This window comes from Polynucleobacter sp. QLW-P1DATA-2, assembly GCF_001870365.1.
Classification (GTDB): domain Bacteria; phylum Pseudomonadota; class Gammaproteobacteria; order Burkholderiales; family Burkholderiaceae; genus Polynucleobacter.
Window position 1 is genome coordinate 14,840 of sequence record NZ_LZMQ01000001.1, and the last position, 19,024, is coordinate 33,863.

Annotated in this window: 26 protein-coding genes; 17 read left to right on the forward strand and 9 right to left on the reverse strand. The window is 43.1% G+C overall.

Translation table 11 applies throughout. From position 1 onward, the window contains the following. The first annotated feature begins 93 nt into the window (after window positions 1-93). Genes A9236_RS00090 through A9236_RS00100 form a run of 3 tightly spaced genes read left to right on the forward strand, consistent with a single transcriptional unit; the run spans window position 94 to window position 1,543 of the window. Window positions 94-423, forward strand: a complete 330-nt coding sequence (locus A9236_RS00090; RefSeq protein WP_071466348.1) for a helix-turn-helix transcriptional regulator — start codon at window positions 94-96, stop codon at window positions 421-423. After that, the gene (locus A9236_RS00095) at window positions 420-899 is read left to right on the forward strand and encodes an arsenate reductase ArsC (protein ID WP_071466347.1); all 480 of its coding nucleotides are present in this window, start codon (window positions 420-422) and stop codon (window positions 897-899) included. The genes A9236_RS00090 and A9236_RS00095 overlap by 4 nt, the downstream gene beginning before the upstream one ends. Continuing rightward, window positions 896-1,543, forward strand: coding sequence for an MIP/aquaporin family protein (locus A9236_RS00100; RefSeq protein WP_071466346.1), 648 nt, complete (start codon window positions 896-898; stop codon window positions 1,541-1,543). Before A9236_RS00095 ends, A9236_RS00100 begins: the two co-directional genes overlap by 4 nt. Window positions 1,544-1,660: 117 nt before the next feature. On the opposite strand, the gene A9236_RS00105 is transcribed toward A9236_RS00100, so the two are convergent. Further along, window positions 1,661-2,233, reverse strand: a complete 573-nt coding sequence (locus tag A9236_RS00105) for a hypothetical protein (RefSeq protein WP_236638640.1) — start codon at window positions 2,231-2,233, stop codon at window positions 1,661-1,663. 72 nt (window positions 2,234-2,305) lie between these two features. On the opposite strand from A9236_RS00105, the gene A9236_RS00110 reads away from it, so the two are divergent. The 3 genes from A9236_RS00110 to A9236_RS00130 all read left to right on the forward strand — a co-directional run bounded on the left by A9236_RS00110 (window position 2,306) and on the right by A9236_RS00130 (window position 4,853). After that, window positions 2,306-2,656 carry a hypothetical protein gene (locus A9236_RS00110; protein ID WP_071466344.1) on the forward strand — a complete coding sequence of 117 codons (351 nt, stop codon included), beginning with the start codon at window positions 2,306-2,308 and terminating at the stop codon, window positions 2,654-2,656. Window positions 2,657-3,236: 580 nt separating this feature from the next. Next, window positions 3,237-3,626 carry a tautomerase family protein gene (locus A9236_RS00120; RefSeq protein ID WP_071466342.1) on the forward strand — a complete coding sequence of 130 codons (390 nt, stop codon included), beginning with the start codon at window positions 3,237-3,239 and terminating at the stop codon, window positions 3,624-3,626. A gap of 660 nt (window positions 3,627-4,286) precedes the next feature. Then, window positions 4,287-4,853, forward strand: coding sequence for an SRPBCC family protein (locus tag A9236_RS00130; protein WP_071466340.1), 567 nt, complete (start codon window positions 4,287-4,289; stop codon window positions 4,851-4,853). 127 nt (window positions 4,854-4,980) lie between these two features. Here A9236_RS00130 and A9236_RS00135 read toward each other — a convergent pair whose 3' ends face one another. Further along, window positions 4,981-5,835 (reverse strand): DUF6671 family protein, encoded by an 855-nt coding sequence (locus A9236_RS00135; protein ID WP_071466339.1) that lies wholly within the window; start codon window positions 5,833-5,835, stop codon window positions 4,981-4,983. Window positions 5,836-5,852: 17 nt separating this feature from the next. Next, window positions 5,853-6,812 (reverse strand): sodium-dependent bicarbonate transport family permease, encoded by a 960-nt coding sequence (locus A9236_RS00140; protein WP_071466338.1) that lies wholly within the window; start codon window positions 6,810-6,812, stop codon window positions 5,853-5,855. A gap of 83 nt (window positions 6,813-6,895) precedes the next feature. On the opposite strand from A9236_RS00140, the gene A9236_RS00145 reads away from it, so the two are divergent. The 5 genes from A9236_RS00145 to A9236_RS00165 all read left to right on the forward strand — a co-directional run bounded on the left by A9236_RS00145 (window position 6,896) and on the right by A9236_RS00165 (window position 11,682). Then, window positions 6,896-7,792: a LysR family transcriptional regulator gene (locus A9236_RS00145; RefSeq protein WP_071466337.1), complete on the forward strand. Its 897-nt coding sequence runs from the start codon at window positions 6,896-6,898 to the stop codon at window positions 7,790-7,792. Between the two features lie 112 nt (window positions 7,793-7,904). Next, window positions 7,905-8,234: a multidrug efflux SMR transporter gene (locus A9236_RS00150; protein ID WP_071466336.1), complete on the forward strand. Its 330-nt coding sequence runs from the start codon at window positions 7,905-7,907 to the stop codon at window positions 8,232-8,234. A gap of 12 nt (window positions 8,235-8,246) precedes the next feature. Continuing rightward, complete coding sequence (locus tag A9236_RS00155) at window positions 8,247-8,930, forward strand: DUF2461 domain-containing protein (protein ID WP_071466335.1); 684 nt, start codon at window positions 8,247-8,249, stop codon at window positions 8,928-8,930. A 171-nt stretch (window positions 8,931-9,101) separates the two neighbouring features. Further along, window positions 9,102-10,277, forward strand: a complete 1,176-nt coding sequence (locus tag A9236_RS00160) for an MFS transporter (protein ID WP_071466334.1) — start codon at window positions 9,102-9,104, stop codon at window positions 10,275-10,277. 127 nt (window positions 10,278-10,404) lie between these two features. Further along, window positions 10,405-11,682, forward strand: a complete 1,278-nt coding sequence (locus tag A9236_RS00165) for an MFS transporter (protein WP_071466333.1) — start codon at window positions 10,405-10,407, stop codon at window positions 11,680-11,682. 98 nt (window positions 11,683-11,780) lie between these two features. Here the strand turns inward: A9236_RS00165 and A9236_RS11035 are convergent, their stop codons facing one another. Next, window positions 11,781-11,957, reverse strand: coding sequence for a hypothetical protein (locus A9236_RS11035; protein WP_161485593.1), 177 nt, complete (start codon window positions 11,955-11,957; stop codon window positions 11,781-11,783). A 249-nt stretch (window positions 11,958-12,206) separates the two neighbouring features. Next, entirely contained in the window at window positions 12,207-12,665 is a 459-nt protein-coding gene (locus A9236_RS00170; protein WP_071466332.1) for a cytochrome c, read from the reverse strand. A gap of 466 nt (window positions 12,666-13,131) precedes the next feature. Between A9236_RS00170 and A9236_RS00175 the strand changes: the two genes are divergently transcribed. The 4 genes from A9236_RS00175 to A9236_RS11505 are packed head-to-tail and all read left to right on the forward strand — an operon-like array spanning window position 13,132 to window position 14,625. Continuing rightward, window positions 13,132-13,815: a haloacid dehalogenase type II gene (locus A9236_RS00175; protein WP_071466331.1), complete on the forward strand. Its 684-nt coding sequence runs from the start codon at window positions 13,132-13,134 to the stop codon at window positions 13,813-13,815. Between the two features lie 16 nt (window positions 13,816-13,831). Next, the gene (locus A9236_RS11495; RefSeq protein WP_369821191.1) at window positions 13,832-13,993 is read left to right on the forward strand and encodes a hypothetical protein; all 162 of its coding nucleotides are present in this window, start codon (window positions 13,832-13,834) and stop codon (window positions 13,991-13,993) included. After that, the gene (locus A9236_RS11500) at window positions 13,962-14,270 is read left to right on the forward strand and encodes a substrate-binding domain-containing protein (protein ID WP_369821192.1); all 309 of its coding nucleotides are present in this window, start codon (window positions 13,962-13,964) and stop codon (window positions 14,268-14,270) included. Before A9236_RS11495 ends, A9236_RS11500 begins: the two co-directional genes overlap by 32 nt. A 40-nt stretch (window positions 14,271-14,310) precedes the next feature. Continuing rightward, the gene (locus tag A9236_RS11505; protein WP_369821193.1) at window positions 14,311-14,625 is read left to right on the forward strand and encodes a substrate-binding domain-containing protein; all 315 of its coding nucleotides are present in this window, start codon (window positions 14,311-14,313) and stop codon (window positions 14,623-14,625) included. 9 nt (window positions 14,626-14,634) lie between these two features. Here A9236_RS11505 and A9236_RS00185 read toward each other — a convergent pair whose 3' ends face one another. From A9236_RS00185 to A9236_RS00195, 3 genes are read right to left on the reverse strand one after another with little or no spacing between them, the layout of a single operon-like run. Then, on the reverse strand, window positions 14,635-15,393 hold the full coding sequence (locus A9236_RS00185; protein WP_071466330.1) for a MipA/OmpV family protein: 759 nt from the start codon (window positions 15,391-15,393) through the stop codon (window positions 14,635-14,637). A 40-nt stretch (window positions 15,394-15,433) separates the two neighbouring features. Further along, window positions 15,434-16,078, reverse strand: a complete 645-nt coding sequence (locus A9236_RS00190) for a histidine phosphatase family protein (RefSeq protein ID WP_071466329.1) — start codon at window positions 16,076-16,078, stop codon at window positions 15,434-15,436. A gap of 32 nt (window positions 16,079-16,110) precedes the next feature. Next, window positions 16,111-16,506 (reverse strand): GNAT family N-acetyltransferase, encoded by a 396-nt coding sequence (locus A9236_RS00195; RefSeq protein ID WP_071466328.1) that lies wholly within the window; start codon window positions 16,504-16,506, stop codon window positions 16,111-16,113. Window positions 16,507-16,882: 376 nt separating this feature from the next. Between A9236_RS00195 and A9236_RS00205 the strand changes: the two genes are divergently transcribed. Both A9236_RS00205 and A9236_RS00210 read left to right on the forward strand, forming a co-directional pair. Next, the gene (locus A9236_RS00205) at window positions 16,883-17,116 is read left to right on the forward strand and encodes a DUF2798 domain-containing protein (RefSeq protein ID WP_071466326.1); all 234 of its coding nucleotides are present in this window, start codon (window positions 16,883-16,885) and stop codon (window positions 17,114-17,116) included. Then, window positions 17,113-17,343: a hypothetical protein gene (locus tag A9236_RS00210; protein ID WP_071466325.1), complete on the forward strand. Its 231-nt coding sequence runs from the start codon at window positions 17,113-17,115 to the stop codon at window positions 17,341-17,343. Before A9236_RS00205 ends, A9236_RS00210 begins: the two co-directional genes overlap by 4 nt. A 9-nt stretch (window positions 17,344-17,352) precedes the next feature. On the opposite strand, the gene A9236_RS00215 is transcribed toward A9236_RS00210, so the two are convergent. Further along, window positions 17,353-18,981 (reverse strand): peptide chain release factor 3, encoded by a 1,629-nt coding sequence (locus tag A9236_RS00215; RefSeq protein WP_071466324.1) that lies wholly within the window; start codon window positions 18,979-18,981, stop codon window positions 17,353-17,355. Between the last annotated feature and the right edge of the window lie 43 nt (window positions 18,982-19,024).

Sequence of the window (19,024 nt, forward strand, 5' to 3'; positions counted from 1 at the left end):
GGATGAATACTAATTTAAGGGTGAAATTGCTAAGAGAGTCTATTAGAAACGAGATTTCATAAAACTGTCATATATTTCCATATAATTGGAAATATGGATAATGATAACGCTATCTCTGCTTTTCTCGCCTTAGGGCAAGAGACCCGACTAAATGTGTTTCGCCTCATTGTCCAGCGCGGTGACCTTGGGTTAACGCCAAGTCAAATTATTGAAAAACTCGGCATCCCGAATGCCACCCTCAGCTTTCACCTAAAAGATTTGTTGGATGCCGAGCTTTTATTGGTAGAGCGTCAAAGTCGCAATCTCATCTATAGACCTAATGCCGAGCAAGTTCAAAAGCTGAGCGAATTTTTATTAGATAACTGCTGTGGTGGTAAATCCTGTACTCCCATTAAACCTTTGAAGAAAGCCAAAGTCAAATGAAGCAATACAACATCCTTTTTTTGTGTACTCACAACTCTGCCCGATCAGTATTAGGTGAAGCGCTGGCATCTACTCACTCAGATGGGAAATTTGTTGGCTATTCAGCAGGCTCTACTCCCGGAACATCTATTAATCCTTTCGCTCGAGAGTTGGCTTTAGAGATGGGTTACGACGAGAGTAAATTACGCTCCAAGTCTTGGGATGAATATGGTCTGCCTGATGCTCCTAAGATGGATTTCATTATTACTGTTTGCGACAATGCGGCTGGTGAGCAATGTCCATTTTGGCCTGGTAATCCAGCAACAGCTCACTGGGGATTTCCTGACCCATCACAAGTCCAAGGCACTGATGAAGATAAGCGTAAAGCCTTTAAAGATGTGATGATTAGTTTGAGAAAACGTATTGAGATTTTGGCATCTATGCCTTTAGACAAGTTAGATTCAATGAGCCTAAAAGAGATCCATACAAAAGCATGAGAAGTTATGTCAGTGAGTTTTTAGGCACAGCCCTTTTGTTAGCAATCGTTGCTGGCTCAGGAATTATGGGTGAAACCTTAGGCGCAGGTAATGCGGCAGTGGCTTTACTTGGTAACAGTATTGCGACAGGCGCCGGCTTATTTGTTCTAATTACTTTGCTGGGACCCATTTCCGGAGCTCACTTTAATCCTGTTGTGAGTTTGATGTTTTGGAAATTGGGCCATCTTGATTCGAAAAAGATGTTGGGTTATTGGGCTTGCCAGTTCACAGGTGCTATTGCTGGAATATGGCTCACACATTTAATGTTCAGCTTGCCCATTATTCAAGAATCAACCAAAGTCAGAACGGATTTCGGTATTTGGGCGAGTGAATTCATATCAACGCTCGTATTACTCTCAGTAATTCGAATTGGAGACAAAGAGGCTAAAGATCGAGTACCAATGCTTGTTGCCTTTACAGTCACAGCTGGCTATTGGTTTACTTCATCCACTTTCTTCGCTAATCCTGCCGTTGCTTTAGCAAGAAGTTTTACAAATACATTTGTAGGGATTGCTCCCAGTGATGTATTGGGCTTTGTAATTGCTGAAATATTGGCGGCCTTGGTGATTGTTGGAATATTTTCTTTTTCAAAACAAAAGTCCTGAACTAGAACCAGACATTCTCGGCCATGGTTGATTCTTCTCCGGACTGCCAAGAAAGATTAAAACCACCTTCGGGTGGTTTTTCTATAGAGTAAATTTTGAATATCTTTTAAAAAGGCACTACTCGATCAAATTATCTCTACCCAGCCTACCTTTAACAAGGTCAATGCCATATTTGATAGCGGCCACAAATAGTATTGATCCAGCAATGTCTCCGCAGAACATGGCAACGAAATGATTCCAGCTTCCAGAGTCTAATCCCCTAGCCGCAAACCAAAGCTGATGTAACCCTGAACTTAGTAATGAATAAGCAACGATGATCACTAATAGCTGCTTTAATGAAATGTTGCTTAAGTCAGACTGTACTTTTAAATTGTGAATCACAAAATGTCTGCCTAGGAGCGGAGCTACTCCACAAATGACGGCTATGCCTAAAGTTGATGTGAAACCGTAATCATAAAAGCCAATATAGTTAATCAATAAAGAGGCAATAGCTAAACCAATAGCGCCCGAGTAATCCAATATCAGCGTCAGAAAGATTCGAAGCCCTGCGGGTAGAAAGATCCAATTAACACCCCTGGCCTCTTCTAGTGGGGCTGTGATGGATTGATTGAAGTAAAAGAATGCCATATATAAGGCGGCGCTAATAGCGACCTCGAGGAGAAATTGGCTGAAAGCCCGTAAATATGGCATTGAATAATTATGGAATTTAAAAGCACATAGCATACTGGTGTTTACCCTGCGAAGGAGGAGTAAAATTTTGATATGAAAGCTATTAAACCTTCAGCCTACGCCCGATTCCTAAATGCCTTAGATTCTCTGGACCGCATGAGTGCTAGTAAGAGGCTAGATTTTATTGAAGAGCAACTGCTCAATCATATTTATCTTGCTTCGGTGAATGGTGAAAAGTTGTTGGTTGGCGATGTCATCCTTTTGGAGAAATTTGGATCTCAAGCAACCCTCCATGGCCGCCTCAAGAGCTTGGTCGGAAAAGGCTTTATCCAGCTTATTAGCGATAAGACTGATGGTCGAAGAAAATCGGTTCACATTACTGCCAAAGCTGAAAAGCATTATCAACAACTATCTGATTACTTAAGCAAGGCGATCAGAACTTAGGTTTACAAAAACATCCTTATCGTTCTAAAAACAATATAAATTCTAAATAATTATTTTAAATTTAAGTAACGATAGTTCTAGAGCATTTTCAATTAAGCCGATAGCATTCTGGGATGCTTTTTTGGCCAACCAATCGTTCCAGTAAACCCATAATTTCTCAGGGCTCCAAGAGTTTATTTGCGACTTTTATTATTGTGGTTTTAGGTAATCCCGCCTTTTCCCAGACTCCCCAAGGAATTGCTCGTGAATCAAAAGCGAATGAGGTTGCTTGCTATAAGTCATCCATAAAAGAGCCGGCCAGTTTTTATGGCAATCCAATGGATACATTTACGCTATATGACGATACGAGGTGGAAAGTGTCTAGTAGTGGTGCATATGAATACACTCCCACCAGATACCGAAATGTTCTTATTTGCCCCAGTGAAGGACTATTAGTAATAGACAAGAGGGCAATATCAGTTTCAAAGTTGAGCCAATAAACATTAAAACTACCTTCGGGTAGTTTTTTATTGCGCACTCACTCAGACTGGGCACAATTCCTTGGATCTGTTTAAGATAGATGGATCTTAGGAGAATAGAGATGCCATTGGTCCGAATTGATTTAAGTAAAAAACTCTCTGAGAGCTTTGCGCAGCAAGTCGGAGATATCGTCTATAACGTGATGCGAGAGCAAATCAATGTTCCAGAAGATGATAAGTTTCAGATCATCACTAGACACGACGCATCAGAATTCAATATTCCAAAAAGCTATTTGGGCATTGAATATTCAGAGGAGATCATTTTTATTCAGGCAACCATTAGCTTCGGTAGATCTACAGATCTTAAAAAGAATCTGTATAAAGCTATTTGCGAGGCCTTAGTAAAAAACCTTAAAGTCAGACCCCAAGATATCTTTATAAACTTGGTTGAAGTGAGTAAAGAAAATTGGTCATTTGGTAATGGCGAAATGCAGTATGCCGACAAGGATTAAATTTTCTCGGGCTCTAGTTGGTGGCATCCCGGTAAGCAGGAATAACAATAGCCCACTTATTGGACTATTTTCTTTTGGGCTTAAGGAATTTGATCCCGTTAGCTTGGGTAATTTGGATACACTAATGGCATTCTCTTCAAGCTGGTAAGTAGTAGCCCATCAAAGTGTATAAGCCATTTATTTTTTGTCTCACGACCCTTCTGTGTTCTTGTGTCAATCAACTACCTACTGAGCAAAGTAATGTAGGCATTCAGGGCGACAAGTTTTGGACCCTAGATTTCTTCTACTTCTATAAAGGCAAGCAAACACATACAGATACCCTAAAATTTGTTAACAGAAGGGATTGTTTTGACGCGCTTTATCAAATGCAAGTTGATTCTAAAAAACAAAGTGGTCATAGCGGTGCTGGAATATGCACCAAGCGTTTTGTGGAAGGACAAAAGAGAACGCAAGATGATTTATTGGGTTACAGATAATCATTGAGTCAAAGAGCCAGAATTCCTCTAACTCTAATTTATTCAACCCCAGTTACTAAGAAATATCAAAATTTCCGTCGGGAAGCTGTCGATTGTATCTAGTTTGCCCTTCTCCATTGGGCTTTAATAGATTGTCAAAAAAACGTCTTCAACGATAAAACAGAGAAGACCCTAAAATCTGTAAATGAAACTGTTGCTCGCGCTTGCTTTAACCTTCTTTATCTCTCACGGCTATGCTCAAGAGGGCACTAATCCTTTTGATGTTCAGGTTAGCGTCACTTCTATCGATGGTCGATTGCATATCCAGGCAAGCTATTCATTACCAACAAGTATTTGCAGCGCCCATGCATTTATTACGGACTATGAGGGCTCAAAAAATATCCCGGGAATAGTTGAGGCAAAAGTTATTTCAAGAGTAGGCAACAAGGTGCGCGTGTATAGAGTGGTTGAAGAGCAAATTCTCTTTTTCCCTATCGAGATGAAATCAACGGTGGAATATACAGAGCTAGCAAATAAATCTCTCACTTTTGAGCAAATCAGTGGCGACACTAAATCGTATAAGGGCACTTGGAAACTGACGGAAGAAAAGGATAAGATAGTCTTTAGATATGACTCTCTATTAGAGCCCAGCTCAATCGTACCTACGGCAATCGTTGAATACTTTATAAAAAATAGTATTCGAGGACGATTTGAGTCTATGGCACAAAGAGCTAGTCAATATAAGCCCCCTGAAACGTTAGCCTGTCAATAGTCAGGACACTTTCAGAAACCATTTGCTAAGCCCTTCGTATATCCCCAATCTAGATTCTTGCTTGTCTGAAGATAAGATTTTTCACGAATACCTATGATGAAAATCATCTTAGGAGAAAAATAAAGACTCAAGGATTGCAGTAATGACACCTTGATGGATCAGCAGCAGCTTGATTCGCAATCATGACTTCTTTTTTGTAATCACACTTTACGCAAGACCATATGTTGCTTATCGGCAAGTTAGTAGGCACTCCGCAGTGAGTGCATGGCAAACCCTTTTTGCTTTCAGTGATTGAGAATCCAGGAGACATGCATTCTGGACAACAGCAAGCCATTTTTTTAGCTAGATCTTGAGTGGCTTTTAATATATTTGCCATACGAGTTGGATTTGCGTGTGCTCGTAAATCATTCTCTACAAATACATTGCCCTTTTTGGACAGATTGGTGGCCCAGTCATATGCTTCTTTGAGCGACTCAATTGAGTCTATCCCTTTGCGGCACTCAATGTGGTATTCATCGTCAGGCCTGACTACCAACTGATGGCTAGGAAATCGCGCCTCCGATAAGAAGGGAATAAGCTCATCCCAACTTGATATTTGTTTGTTTGCACTTTGTGCTTCACCTCCAAAAAAGCCGGTAATTTCTATATTCCGAGTATCGTCAATCAACAACACTAATTCGTAATTCCAAGGAAGTAGTCCCGTATAGGGATCGTTGGTAAAGGCGCCTTCGCTGGCGATACCTATCTGAGCCCCTGATAGCTCCATGCCAACCCTAGCCTTCTTTCTGGCGGCATCGAGTTGTGATCCATATCTAGAAATATCTCGCGTAAATGTTCCCAACTTATCCGTGTCAAATCCAGATACATGAATCAGTTCCAGGCCATGAGTACTCAACAGTTCGGGGAAAATAACTGATTCTTTGCCGTGTTGAGTGAGTAGGCTTGCCTTTAATCGGTTATAAGGTTTTAGATGTTTTGACATATTAAAAGCGAAATCCTTTAAGCAAAATACCGAGCGATTGCGCTATAGATGAGAATGCCTAAAATAATATTCAAGGGAAAGGTGATGCCTAGAGACATGCCCATATATAAAGCGGGATTGACTTCGGGCATTGCATGACGAAGAACGGCTGGTACAGCAATATATGAGGCGCTGGCCGCCAAAAGCATTAACAAAATGGTGTCGCCTAGGGGTACAGAGAGCATGTGGCACAAGGCAAGCGCAAGTAGCGCATGCAGCGGCGGCGCTATGAAAGCAAACGCTAGTGTGACGGGGGGTTTTCCTTTGAGTTCCCCAATGCTTCTAGCCGCAACTAAGCCCATGTCTAATAAAAAGAATGCTAATAAGCCTTTGAATAAATCAATAGAGAAGGGCGCCATTACTTTGTGGCCTGAGTCACCAGAAATCAAGCCCACCACTAGTGAGCCCAGCAAGAGTAGTTGCCCACCATCAGTGAATGATTCATGAAGCACCTTCCCCAATGATGTATGGGAGGTTGTGGTGCCTTGGCGTTGTTGCCGAATGCGATTTGCAAGAACAATTGCAATGATAATGGCAGGCGATTCCATCAGTGCCATTGCTGCGGCCATGTGTCCGCCATAGGCGATGCCACTTTGATCTAATACTTGTGTAGTAGTAATAAAAGTAACTGCACTAATAGACCCATAGGTCGCAGCAATTGCAGCGGCATCAAGCTTATCTAGCTTATGTTTTAACAAGTTATAGCTCAGCAGTGGAATAAGAACGGCTAGAGCAATTGCGAGCCCAAGACTAATGGCAATCTCAGGGGTAAAGCCGGACTTATTTAGAGCAAATCCTCCCTTAAGTCCTAATGCCATTAGGAGGTAAAGCGATAGGAAGCGAGAGATGGGCTGAGGGATTTCTAGGTTGGATTTAACAAGTCCAGCAAAAATACCAAAGATGAAAAATAAAATGGAAGGGTCTAGTAAGTTAGTCATGAATTGTCCTTTTCAGCAATTCTAGGAATATATTCATATAAAGTAAAATCGATAATATGATATTTATATATAGATAAAAACCTATGAACATTACCTTTAGACAATTACGATTATTTCTTGCTTTGGCTGAGACTGGCAGCGTAAGTGCTGCCGCCAGGATGGTTCATGTCACTCAACCAACGGCTTCTATGGGTTTAAAAGAAATAACAGATGCCGTTGGGGTATCGCTGTATGAGATAGTCGCCAGAAAAGTTCATTTAACGCAAATGGGTCATGAACTAGCAAAAACAGCGAGAGCTATTTCAAGTCAGTGGGAGTCTTTTGAGCAAGAGGTTGACAGCGTAAAAGGATTAACTCGCGGCAAATTAAAGGTGGCCGTAGTGAGTACTGCAAAATATTTTATCCCCAGAATCTTGGGAAGTTTTTGTGCAAAGTATCCGCAGATAGATATTTCTCTAGAAATTTTAAATCGCGATGGTGTGGTTAATAGATTAGAGGAAAACTTGGATGATATTTACATCATGTCTCAGCCACCAGCTCATCTAGATATTGATGACGAAGTGTTTATGCCAAACCCGTTGTTGCTGATAGCCTCAAGAGAGCATGCACTTGCTAAAAAAAAGTATGTTGATATGGCTTTGTTAAAAAGTGAAAAATTTATTTTCAGAGAAAAAGGTTCTGGCACAAGAATGACAACGGACGCCCATTTCAAGCGAATAAATTTCAAGCCCGACGTCCGATTGGAGCTGGGGAGTAATGAGGCAATTAAACAGGCGGTTATTGGCGGATTAGGACTGGCAGTACTTTCACAATACTCTTTGGGTGAAAAGTCAGATCAGGACGATGTTGCTATTTTGAGATGTAAAGAATTTCCAATACATTCTAGCTGGCATATTGTCAGTCCTAAAGGCAAGAAGTTATCACCAATAGCTACGATATTCAAAAAACATTTGTCCGAACAGGCCAAATCTTGGAAATAAATTTTCCATCCCCTGGGGAACTGCATTTTGATTGGATCCCCAGACAATCTCAACCCCCATTGGGGTATTTTTCATTTATAAAGTAAGGTAAAACATTCATCGGGAGCATTCCATGGTTTGGTTATATCTTGCAATAGCGATTGCCGCAGAAGTAATGGCTACTACTGCTTTGAAGTTCAGTGAAGGTTTTACAAGACTCATACCATCTCTATTGGTTGTCTTAGGCTATGCAGGCGCATTCTATTTTTTATCAAAAGTGCTCAATCAACTGCCCATTTCAGTTGCCTATGCGATCTGGTCTGGAGCTGGTGTTGCACTTGTAGGTATTGTTGGTTGGATTTGGCTTGGCCAAAAATTAGATATGGGAGCCTTAGCAGGCATCGGGCTCATTATTAGTGGAGTTTTAGTAATCAATCTATTCTCTAATACGGTTTCACATTAAGGCTGGTATCTGATGAACGCGTTTACAGGCTTTAATCCAAAAGCTTTCCAATTTCTAGAAGAGCTCACTAATAACCAAAACAGAGTTTGGTTTGCTGAACATCGCTCTGAATACGAACAGTTTGTGCGTGAGCCTATGAAGCGTTTTACAGAGACCCTGTCTGATAGCCTTGCCCAAAAAGACGTGCCACTATGGGGCGACCCTAAAAGATCTCTCTTTAGAATTAATCGAGATGCGCGATTCTCAAAAGCTAAGCACCCATACAACATGCATGCCAGCGGCTTGTTTACTAGAACGGGGGATAAACATTCATCAGGTGTTTTGTATTTCCGCCTGGATCCGCTCGGAAGCAGATGTGCTGCGGGCTATATGCAGCCTGAGCCCCCTGTTCTAAAAAAACTGAGGCAGGGAATTTTAGATAACCCTAAAGCTTGGCTATCACTTGAGAAGTCTCTAAAAAGAAAGGGCTATGAGCTAGATTATTCATACTCCTTAGCCCGTATTCCCAGAGGTTTTGATGATGTTCCTAAAGATGTAGAGGACGCCATGAAGCTTAAAGGGTGGATTATCAGGAAGCAGTTGCCCCGATCATTGATTTGCTCAAAAGACTTAATTAAGGAAGTCACTAACTTTGCCAAGGACATGCTCCCTCTATTAAGTTTTGGTTGGCATGCGTTGGAAAAATTCTCTGATTAGCTGTCAGCCCAAGATCACTTTTAATTCACCTCTATTGTGTATCGCAAACGCCAACTACTAAGGCAGAGCAAATAAGTTGCTAGCTTAAGTAGCTTTAATGATCGACGCAAAAAGGCATGTCGGCACTATAAATAACATCAAAGTGAGGGATGGTGATAAATTGAGCTTGTTATGTTTAAAACTATTCTTGCCCTTCCCCGTACCGTTTGGCTTATTGGCTTTATTAGCTTAGTAAACGATTCGGCTAGTGAGATGCTTTATCCATTAATGCCGCTTTATTTGGCGTCCGTATTGATGGCTGGACCAAAAGCGCTTGGTATTATTGAAGGTATTGCAGAGGCCACATCCAGTATTTTCAAATTAGTATCAGGCGTCATTGTTGATCGCACTAAAAAAGCTAAGCCTTGGATTGTGCTGGGCTATACCCTTGCCGGTATAGGTAGGCCACTCATTGCAATTGCTAATTCATGGCTATGGGTCATGGCCATTCGCTTTACGGATCGTATGGGGAAAGGGCTTAGAAGCTCGCCGCGCGATGCGCTCCTAGCGGAGAGCGTTCATGAAAATCAACGGGGCCTCACATTTGGCCTGCATCGTTCAATGGACAACGCGGGTGCGGTTATCGGACCCTTATTGGCTGCTCTCTTTTTGTCAATGGGGGTTCCGCTCAAAGATATTTTTCTGTGGGCTATCGTGCCGGCAGTCATTACTATTGCTCTTGCTTTAAGTATTAAAGAGCCAGAAAGAGAGCCCGCCGCCAAAGCGGCTCCTTTTAGCTGGTCACTAGAGGGAATGCCCGATCAATTTAAGCGATATCTAGTAGTGGCGGGTATCTTTGCTCTGGGGAATTCATCAGACATGTTCTTATTGCTGAGAGCAAGAGAGGCAGGTGTTCCACAAGAACAGATTCCTTTGTTATGGGCAGCTATCTCATTAATCACCACTTTGTTTGGCACCCCCTTATCCGCACTCTCAGATACCTTCGGTCGTAAGCGATTTATTTTGATTGCTTGGATTGCGTTTGCTTTTTTCTATATTGCGATGGGTTTACCAGGCATATCCATCTATCAAATATTTGGACTCTTCGTAATTTATGGATTATTTAAAGCCGCAACCGAAGGAGTGGAGAAAGCCTTGGTGGCAGATATGGCCCCTAAGGGCTTGGCTGGAACAGCCTTTGGCTGGTTTAATTTAGTCACAGGACTGATGCTATTTCCAGCCTCATTCATCTTTGGCTGGGTATATGAATCTGTTGCACCGTTGTATGCATTCTTATTCTCAGGGGCTTGCGCCTTAGTTGCGTTTGTATTGATGGCCACATGGGTGTCTAAGACCAAAGAGCCCTGAGCTATTGAGGAAGACTGAATGTGGCTTGACCATCTTTTGATGATTCGATGCTTGGTAGTTTCCCGAAGTAATGTAATTGACGGTATATTTTCTTTTGGTATCTCATCTACAGAAAGCAAAGGCTGCAATGACCGCTATAGCTAAACCTCAATCTAAGTTCTCAACAGTGATCCGCGTTACTAGCGGAAACTTTATTGAGATGTATGATTTTTTTCTGTTTGGCTTTTATGCCACCTACATATCAAAGGCATTCTTTCCAACCGACAGTGAGTACGCATCATTAATGCTGACCTTTGCAACCTTTGGAGCAGGATTTTTAATGCGTCCATTGGGCGCAATATTGCTAGGTGGCTATATTGATCGGATTGGTCGTCGTAAAGGCCTCGTCCTGACACTAGGCATTATGGCAACAGGAACAGCAATGGTTGCCTTCATTCCAAGTTATGCAACGATTGGCTTACTTGCCCCCTTATTGGTATTGGTAGGGCGTCTACTTCAAGGGTTTTCAGCGGGTGTTGAGCTGGGTGGCGTATCTGTTTATCTTTCTGAAATGGCAACGCCTGGACATAAAGGCTTTTATGTCAGCTGGCAATCTGCCAGCCAACAAGTTGCGATTATCTTTTCAGCTGCGCTGGGATATATCCTCAATGAATCCATGAGCAAAGAAGTGATTGCCGATTGGGGTTGGCGTATTCCATTCTTCATTGGCTGCATGATTATTCCAATCGTATTTCAGATTCGTCGTTCATTACAGGAAACTGAAGAGTTTCTCGCCAAGAAGCATCACCCGACTTTCAAAGAAATTATGAAGTCGTTAACGATCAACTGGCAATTAGTGGTTGCCGGAATGATGTTGATTGTGATGACAACAGTATCTTTTTATTTGATTACTGTTTATACGCCAACATTTGGTAAGAGCGTCATGAAGCTGTCCATCGTTGACAGCTTGATCATTACATTATTTGTTGGTTTATCTAACTTCATTTGGTTACCAGTGATGGGCGCTCTATCAGACAGAATTGGTCGCTGGCCCATTATGGCCTTGTTCTCTGCATTGGCATTGCTTACTGCTTATCCGGCTTTAAATTGGTTAGTAGCAAATCCAAGTTTTGAACACATGCTTGCGGTGGAGTTGTGGCTGTCATTTCTGTATGGTAGTTATAACGGAGCTACTATCGTTGCGCTTACTGAAATCATTCCTATTCATATTCGAACGACTGGCTTTTCATTAGCCTATAGCTTAGCTACGGCGCTGTTTGGTGGCTTTACACCTCTCGTATCGACTTGGCTTATTGAGACAACGGGTGATAAAGCTTCCCCGGGTTATTGGATGGCAATGGCAGGCGGTATGGGCCTAATTGCTACTGTTTTAATCTACAAGGGAGTGGTGAAGGTTAAGGACTAACATCCTTAACGCAGATTATTTCACTTAGCTATCAATCAGAAATAGAAACCACCTTCGGGTGGTTTTTTCTTTCTTGGCCGACAAACTTAAATTGCCACCTATGCCAGAGCTGCTAATTTAATTGGAGCAATATTTTTTAGACTCATTTGCGTTGCATGTTGCGGCCCTTCTATCGTTTGAGGGAAATCAACGATGCGTGCAAGCTCATGGATCCGAGGATGATTCATCATTGATAAGTAATTTTTATCATGCTCTAGAGAAGACTCTTGATTCATTGCTGGCAACCTTTCATGTTGAGTTGGCAATGACTCATCGTAGAAAGTGTTTGCTAGTTTCGGTATACAACCTTAGCTCTAGAGCCCTTTATTTATATGCTAATACTTTAGTTCTATCAAGCCCCGTTACTTGATTGCAGCCAAGAATTTAGCAAATTAACAGTGTTATAAATACAGTTCAGTAGCTATTCAAAATCTTCATGACAGTCATTTTGAATATTGATGACCACCTTTCGGGGTGGTCTTTTTTTATTTACTAGCTTGCTTATCAAAATCAGCATATCTATCGTGACAGGCCTTGCAAGCGTTATAGATATTTCCGCCAGCATCAAACAGGGCATCCTTATCCTTGTCTTGGGTGGCCTTCAGTACTAATTCAGAAGCTTTACTCAGTTGATTTGCGAAGTCCATCCATTGCTTGTTGTCTTTAGCTCTGCCTTCGATCATTAAGAGGTTTCCGGCCTCCACCAAAGTGGCTGCACTATTTCTGACGGCCTCCCATTGAGCATCTGTTCGGGGATATATTTCAGTGGTTCCCTGCGCATTTGAAATCGATTTGACGGAGTCCCATATGACGTCTGCATTGGGATCAATTACCCACTCCATCACTTGTTTGAGTGAAAGCGAGGAATTTGTTTGTGGTGCTTTGGGGCTGCATCCTAATAGTAGCGTTGTGCAAAGAAATGCACCAAGGAATTTTAGCTTCATGAGGACTCCAGTCATTGCGGGTGGTTTTAATGTACATCATCTATATCTGATAGCAGTCATATTTTGGATAGTGTTTAATTACTTACGGGATTAGAATAGAAATTAGAAAGCGGTGGAAGTGGCTGCTAAAGCCTAACACTTAGTAAATATCACCATATAAACCTCCATGAGGATGCTTATGAAAAAACTGTTTAGTACTCTTTCTTTAATATTGCTAGCGTTGACTTTGGGTGGTTGCTTGGCCAGCACGACCTCACCAGATGGCGTGAACTGTAATTATGATCAGGGCAAGCCATTATGGGAAATGCCCTTGGATTGTCAGGGCGGGCGGTAGTCCGCCATTCAACTTTTAACCTGCTGCAACAAATCAATAAAACCACTCATGGGTGGTTTTATTTATAGACCAAGCTTTAATCAAGAATGTATTTTTAAAAGACAATAACGAAAGAGTGCCTAAAAGGAAGTTATGTATAAGTTAATCGCATTTGATGCCTACGGAACATTGTTTGATGTGTATTCCATGGGGGAGTTGGCTGAAGAACTTTTTCCTAGTCATGGCCATGCATTGGCTTTAATGTGGCGTGATCGCCAAATTGAATACACGCGCCTTGTCACTATGAGCGATCCAAGTCCTGGAGGCAGTAAGTATTACCTGCCATTTTGGGATCTTACTATTCGCTCCTTGCGTTACGTATGCAAGCGAATGGGGCTCGAGCTAAGCTCTGAAAATGAAAAACGATTGATGGATCAATACGCTAAGCTCACCAGCTTTCAAGATAGTCTTGAGGTGCTTAAGCAAATTCAATCTCAAGGAATTGCCACTGCTATTTTGTCAAACGGCAGTAGAGAAATGCTTTCTACTGTAGTTGAGAGCAATGGACTCAAGCCATATCTTGATCAGGTAGTCACCATTGAGGATGTGCGCTTGTTTAAAACGGCGCCACAGGCATATGAGCTATTGCTAAAAGCATTCCCGGTCAAAAAGACAGAGGTTTTATTTGTCTCTAGTAATGCATGGGATGCGCTAGCCGCAAGGTGGTATGGGTTCGATGTCTTTTGGGTGAACCGTCTCGGACATCCATATGAAGAGATTGGCGAATTACCAACGTATGAAGGCGATTCGCTAAGCAAGGTATTGCAAGTAATTTGATTATTTAGGAGCAAAAATGAAAATGCCTCAATTCTTAAGAAGTGCTGTACTTGCTGCTCTCGCAGCATTAATTTTTGTAAGCCCCGTATCTGCAGCAGAAATCCAAGTGATTACTTCGGGAGCATTTGCTGAAGCGCTCAAATCGCTTGCCCCTGAATATAGAAAAACAATCCACTAACAAAGTGATTATTTCTTATGGATCCTCTATGGGTGGCGCTCCTGATTCAATTCCATCCAGGCTTGCTAAGGGGGAAAAGTTTGACGTCTTAATTCTTGCAGGACCTGCTTTGGATGGTTTTATTAAGAACGGAGCAGTGCAGCCTGGAAGCAAGGTCGATTTAGTGGCTTCGGTAATCGGTGCGGCAGTCAAGTCTGGCGCTCCAAAGCCCGATATCAGCACGGTACCAGCGCTGAAAAGCTTTATTAAATGCAAGTTCTATTGCCTACTCAGCTAGTGCAAGCGGTACTTATCTATCTACAGAAGTATTTCCAAAACTGGGCATTGCAGAGCAGATGAGTAAGACTGCTAGAAAGATTTATAGCGAGCGCGTTGGTACTGTCGTTGCAAGAGGTGATGCTGAGTTAGGTTTTCAGCAGGTCAGCGAGCTCATGCCAATCCCTGGTATTGATTTCATCGGCGAAATTCCTGCGGAGGTGCAACAAACCGTTTTGTTCTCAGCAGGCATCACCAGCAATGTGAGCAGTCTTGATGCATCGAGAGATTTGATTGCTTATTTGGCCTCGCCTAAGGCTGCTCCAACTATTCAGAAGGCTGGCCTAAAGCCGCTATTGCCACCCTTACCTTGGTAGTTAAGTGGGCTACTTAAAGCGATAAACCACAGATCCTAGAACGCTGTCTTGGAAAGAGCGAACCATGATGGGGCTGTTGCTGATATTGCTGCCTAAGTATTTGCGTCGACCAAAAACATTAAAGTACCAGTTATCTACAATTGGCACTTCCACCATGAGGCCCGCAGTGTAGTTGTTTGTTGCCCCCACAGTGTATTGCGGATAGCCTAAATTTTTGGATGCGGCTGCGCTGACTCCATAATAGTAGTTAGCGTAGGTGCCGCTATAACGCTCAACAGCGATTTCTGGATAGAGCTTGATTTGCTTAGCCGTTTCTATCTCAGCGAAATAAGAAAACTGATACAGCTGCCCATTAGAGCGAGATACGTCTTGGTAGGCGTGAATAAAAAAACCACCGATGGGTGTTTCCTGAAAGGTTCCGATGCCAAGCGGAATCGGATCTTGTTTGGAATAAGTGGCGCCATTAATCGTAGATTTACGGTTGTAGTTATCTAGGTTCACTTGGCCTGCTAGCTCCAAATAGCCATAACCAATCTTGGCAGTCTTGATGCCAAAAGTATCAATACGCGCAAAAAACCGTTCGTAGTCAAAAAATGCATAGGGCATCGCAAAGCTTTGAGTGCCAGTTGCACCGATGGACATATTCGAGGTATAGACAGCGGCGCCAATGTCACCAACTATATGGTCGGGGAGTCCATCTGGCACGTCATCCATTGCAAAGGATGGCGTTGCTAAAGCAAGCAGCAGCAGTAATAGGATTGACCTCATGGCAACATCATAGACTATTTGGGCGGTCCGATAATTGCCCCTATAAGTCGAGGTTATCGAGTGTTAGACCCTCTAAATGACTGGTATCTCCCCAGCTATCGACTATCCAAGAGTTGCTGTCGTGACTGATCCAATTCAGAGACGCATTCGGAACGGCGACAGCCTTGGGGGCTTCTAATGCTTGTTTACTAGCCAATCGATACATCATATCTAGTGCGCCACCATGACTTACTAGCAAGATCGTTTTACCAAGATGCCGTTGGCGTATCTTTTCTAGCCCACCATGAATGCGTTGAGCAAACTGCTTAATGCTTTCCCCGCCACCTAAGTTGTGATCTAGATCTCTGCTTAAGTGTGTAGCCCATAGATCTGGTTCAAGCTGCGGCGCCTCTAGAGTGCTGAGCCCTTGTAGCGCTCCCAGATGCCGCTCTCTTAGATCTGGATCGATTACTGCAGAAACTCCAAAGACCTTTTCTATTGCCAGGGCTGTTTTATAGGCACGTGTTAGATCGCTTGTATATAAAACATCAAACTGAAGTTGAATTGTCTTGAGTGCAGCCGCCATTTGTGCTGCTTGTATAAGTCCGCGTTGATTGAGATCAATGTCTGTGTGGCCTTGAAGGCGATGCTGAGCATTCCAATCGGTCTCGCCGTGACGTACTAAGCAAAATCGAGTCTTTGTCATGTTGCAATAATAAAGCTGCAATACGCTTTTTATTATTTCTTGAGCACCCAAGCCCGCGGGTTATGTTCAAACCCAATGTGCTCATAGTACTCATTTGCTTTGGGGGCAGCTAGAAGCACGATCATGCATTCTGGCCCAAGGCGAGATTGGGTGTTGGCAATGAGTTGTTTACCGATCCCAGAGTGTTGATATTGTTGATCAACAGCTAAATCCGCCAGGTAGGCAACATAAGCAAAATCTGTCAGTGTTCGTGCAATCCCAACCAATGTGTCTTCATCCCAGGCAGTAATAGTCAGATTAGCGTTTTTGAGCATCGCCTCAAATGTTTCTTTATTGTGAACGGGGCGGCGCTCTCCAAGAGTTGATCGAATATAAAGATCAATTGCTTGTTCAGCAGTGATATTGGCATCGTCGCGAAATTGAATCATTCAGGCTTACTCTTGAGTTAGATAAATGACTATAGCAAAAAGCCCCGATAAATCGGGGCTTGATGTTTATGCTGCAACAAGTTGGAGCTTACTAAGCGCTCGTAAAATTTTGCCCTTTTCTTTTGGTTTGGTGCTTTTTTCCATCAGGCTGGTGAGCTGAGCTGAGTTTAGGGGCCCTAGGCGTGTTTTGCCTGTTTTTGTGAGCATGGAATCGTTTTTTCTGTTCTTTTGGTTTTGGCCTACAGCCATGAATATTCCTAGAGTAAAGGAGTGATGAATCTAGGAGTGAGGCTCAAGAGATTCCCCTAATTAGGGCGCGAGATAGTGATCACTATTCAGAATAACAGCTTAAAAGAGTAGGCGCTATGATTGGAGAATGATTAATCTTCCAGGCATTATTTTTTCCTTGGTGATGGGCTTGTTAATGTCATCAAGCATTACTTTGGCAACCACCTTTGTTCGCGTTGGTGCTGCGGATAATTTCTTTTCAGTGTGGTTTGAGGTTTGGTCCGTAGCTTATCCAGTAGCTATCATTTGCATCTTGATCTACAGGCCCTTTGCAAGCAGAGTAACCACAGAAATACTAAAAAAATTAAAGGTTGAAAAATGAGATTTTTAATCATGACAGGCGTCTTTGCCTTGGTGGGATGTGCGGCCGTGTATACCGATGCTTCAGATGCAAATCATGTGACTTTTTTAAACAGTAGCGGAGAGTCGCTTGATCAGCTTACCCAAAAAGCAAATGCGTATTGTGCGCAATATGGCAAGACAGCCTCTTTTAAAAAGAACGACTCGTCATTAGTCGCCGTCTTTAATTGCAATACAGCTCGTCAATAAGAGCGTTGCTTAGCCCGCCAAGTCTGATTGGTAGATGAGGCCAGCATGCTCTCTCAGAGCATGGAACTGAATGGATTCCCAGCGCTGTTGTGCAACATCAAGCTCTGACTTATGGGATGCAAGAAACACCGAAGCACCAACAACGTCTTCAGCCATGCGATGAATGTTCTCTTGTATAAACTTTTTTAAGGCAACAGGATCGTCAGAGCTAACCCAGCGTGCCAGGCTATACCGTGCCGGAAGCAAGCGCACTTCAGCGCCATATTCAGTTTGTAGGCGATGGCTTACTACCTCAAACTGCAGCTGACCGAAGGCGCCCAATAGCATAGTGCCGCCAGTCATAGGCCTAAATACTTGAATTGCACCCTCTTCACCTAGTTGCATGAGGCCAGTTCTTAATTGCTTAGATCGCAATGGATCAGCAGACTCAACCATACGGAAAATTTCAGGAGCAAAAAATGGCAGGCCAGTAAATTGCAGCTGCTCACCTTCCGTAAGCGTGTCGCCTAGGCGGAGCAAGCCATGATTTGGTAGGCCGATGATGTCGCCCGGAAATGCTTCATCCAAAATATCACGGCGTTGCGACAAGAAGGAGAGCGCATTATTAGTGCGCACCTCTTTGCTGTTGCGACAGATCTTTAGTTTCATACCACGCACAAAGTGGCCAGAGCAAATCCGTAGAAAAGCGACCCTATCGCGATGCGCGGGATCCATATTTGCTTGGATTTTAAAAACGACTGCTGAGAATTTATTTTCGGCAGGACTCACTTCGCGTTGAAGTGCTTTGCGTGAGCCAGGCGATGGCGCTAATTCCACGAGCGTATTCAGAATCTCGCGTACACCAAAGTTGTTAATGGCAGAGCCAAAAAATACGGGTGATTGACGTCCAGCCAAAAAGGCTTCGCGATCAAAGGCCGGCATCGCCTCCTTAATGAGCTCTACCTCAGCTAGGGCGTTTTCTAGATCAGTGCCTAAGCGCACTTTAAGCGCTGGATCGTTAATATCTACAACCGCATGGGAGTCTTCAGTGACTCGATCTTCACCAGCCTTGAACATGCGCATGCGGGAGTTCGCAATATCAATGACTCCAGCAAATGATTTACCCATGCCCACTGGCCAAGTAAACGGAACCACTTCAATGCCTAACGCAGTTTCGATTTCATCCATTAACTCCATGGGCGGCTTCACTTCGCGGTCCATCTTGTTAATAAAGGTGACGATAGGTGTATTGCGTGCGCGACATACTTCTAATAAGCGCAGAGTTTGTGACTCAACGCCATTCGCAGCATCGATCACCATTAAGGCCGAGTCAACCGCAGTTAAGACGCGATAGGTATCTTCAGAAAAGTCTTGGTGGCCAGGGGTATCTAGAAGATTAATGATGCAGTCGCGATATTCCATCTGCATTACAGAACTCGCTACAGAGATGCCCCTCTGTTTTTCAATCTCCATCCAATCAGAGGTTGCGTGTCTGCTAGCCTTTCGAGCTTTAACACTTCCCGCAATTTGAATTGCCCCTGCGTAAAGCAAGAGCTTTTCAGTCAGCGTAGTTTTACCCGCATCTGGGTGAGAGATGATGGCAAAGCTGCGACGTCTGAGTACTTCTGCGGCTGGAGTGCTTGGGGTAGTGGTATCGATGGTAATTCTGCGCTAGTTATTCTGGATTCGGAGCAATTATAAG

Coding starts and splice junctions, on each gene's coding strand:
- A9236_RS00090 (WP_071466348.1), top strand. CDS start 94: ATGGATAATGATAACGCTATCTCTGCTTTTCTCGCCTTAGGGCAAGAG.
- A9236_RS00095 (WP_071466347.1), top strand. CDS start 420: ATGAAGCAATACAACATCCTTTTTTTGTGTACTCACAACTCTGCCCGA.
- A9236_RS00100 (WP_071466346.1), top strand. CDS start 896: ATGAGAAGTTATGTCAGTGAGTTTTTAGGCACAGCCCTTTTGTTAGCA.
- A9236_RS00105 (WP_236638640.1), bottom strand. CDS start 2,233: ATGCCATATTTACGGGCTTTCAGCCAATTTCTCCTCGAGGTCGCTATT.
- A9236_RS00110 (WP_071466344.1), top strand. CDS start 2,306: ATGAAAGCTATTAAACCTTCAGCCTACGCCCGATTCCTAAATGCCTTA.
- A9236_RS00120 (WP_071466342.1), top strand. CDS start 3,237: ATGCCATTGGTCCGAATTGATTTAAGTAAAAAACTCTCTGAGAGCTTT.
- A9236_RS00130 (WP_071466340.1), top strand. CDS start 4,287: ATGAAACTGTTGCTCGCGCTTGCTTTAACCTTCTTTATCTCTCACGGC.
- A9236_RS00135 (WP_071466339.1), bottom strand. CDS start 5,835: ATGTCAAAACATCTAAAACCTTATAACCGATTAAAGGCAAGCCTACTC.
- A9236_RS00140 (WP_071466338.1), bottom strand. CDS start 6,812: ATGACTAACTTACTAGACCCTTCCATTTTATTTTTCATCTTTGGTATT.
- A9236_RS00145 (WP_071466337.1), top strand. CDS start 6,896: ATGAACATTACCTTTAGACAATTACGATTATTTCTTGCTTTGGCTGAG.
- A9236_RS00150 (WP_071466336.1), top strand. CDS start 7,905: ATGGTTTGGTTATATCTTGCAATAGCGATTGCCGCAGAAGTAATGGCT.
- A9236_RS00155 (WP_071466335.1), top strand. CDS start 8,247: ATGAACGCGTTTACAGGCTTTAATCCAAAAGCTTTCCAATTTCTAGAA.
- A9236_RS00160 (WP_071466334.1), top strand. CDS start 9,102: ATGTTTAAAACTATTCTTGCCCTTCCCCGTACCGTTTGGCTTATTGGC.
- A9236_RS00165 (WP_071466333.1), top strand. CDS start 10,405: ATGACCGCTATAGCTAAACCTCAATCTAAGTTCTCAACAGTGATCCGC.
- A9236_RS11035 (WP_161485593.1), bottom strand. CDS start 11,957: ATGAATCAAGAGTCTTCTCTAGAGCATGATAAAAATTACTTATCAATG.
- A9236_RS00170 (WP_071466332.1), bottom strand. CDS start 12,665: ATGAAGCTAAAATTCCTTGGTGCATTTCTTTGCACAACGCTACTATTA.
- A9236_RS00175 (WP_071466331.1), top strand. CDS start 13,132: ATGTATAAGTTAATCGCATTTGATGCCTACGGAACATTGTTTGATGTG.
- A9236_RS11495 (WP_369821191.1), top strand. CDS start 13,832: ATGAAAATGCCTCAATTCTTAAGAAGTGCTGTACTTGCTGCTCTCGCA.
- A9236_RS00185 (WP_071466330.1), bottom strand. CDS start 15,393: ATGAGGTCAATCCTATTACTGCTGCTGCTTGCTTTAGCAACGCCATCC.
- A9236_RS00190 (WP_071466329.1), bottom strand. CDS start 16,078: ATGACAAAGACTCGATTTTGCTTAGTACGTCACGGCGAGACCGATTGG.
- A9236_RS00195 (WP_071466328.1), bottom strand. CDS start 16,506: ATGATTCAATTTCGCGACGATGCCAATATCACTGCTGAACAAGCAATT.
- A9236_RS00205 (WP_071466326.1), top strand. CDS start 16,883: ATGATTAATCTTCCAGGCATTATTTTTTCCTTGGTGATGGGCTTGTTA.
- A9236_RS00210 (WP_071466325.1), top strand. CDS start 17,113: ATGAGATTTTTAATCATGACAGGCGTCTTTGCCTTGGTGGGATGTGCG.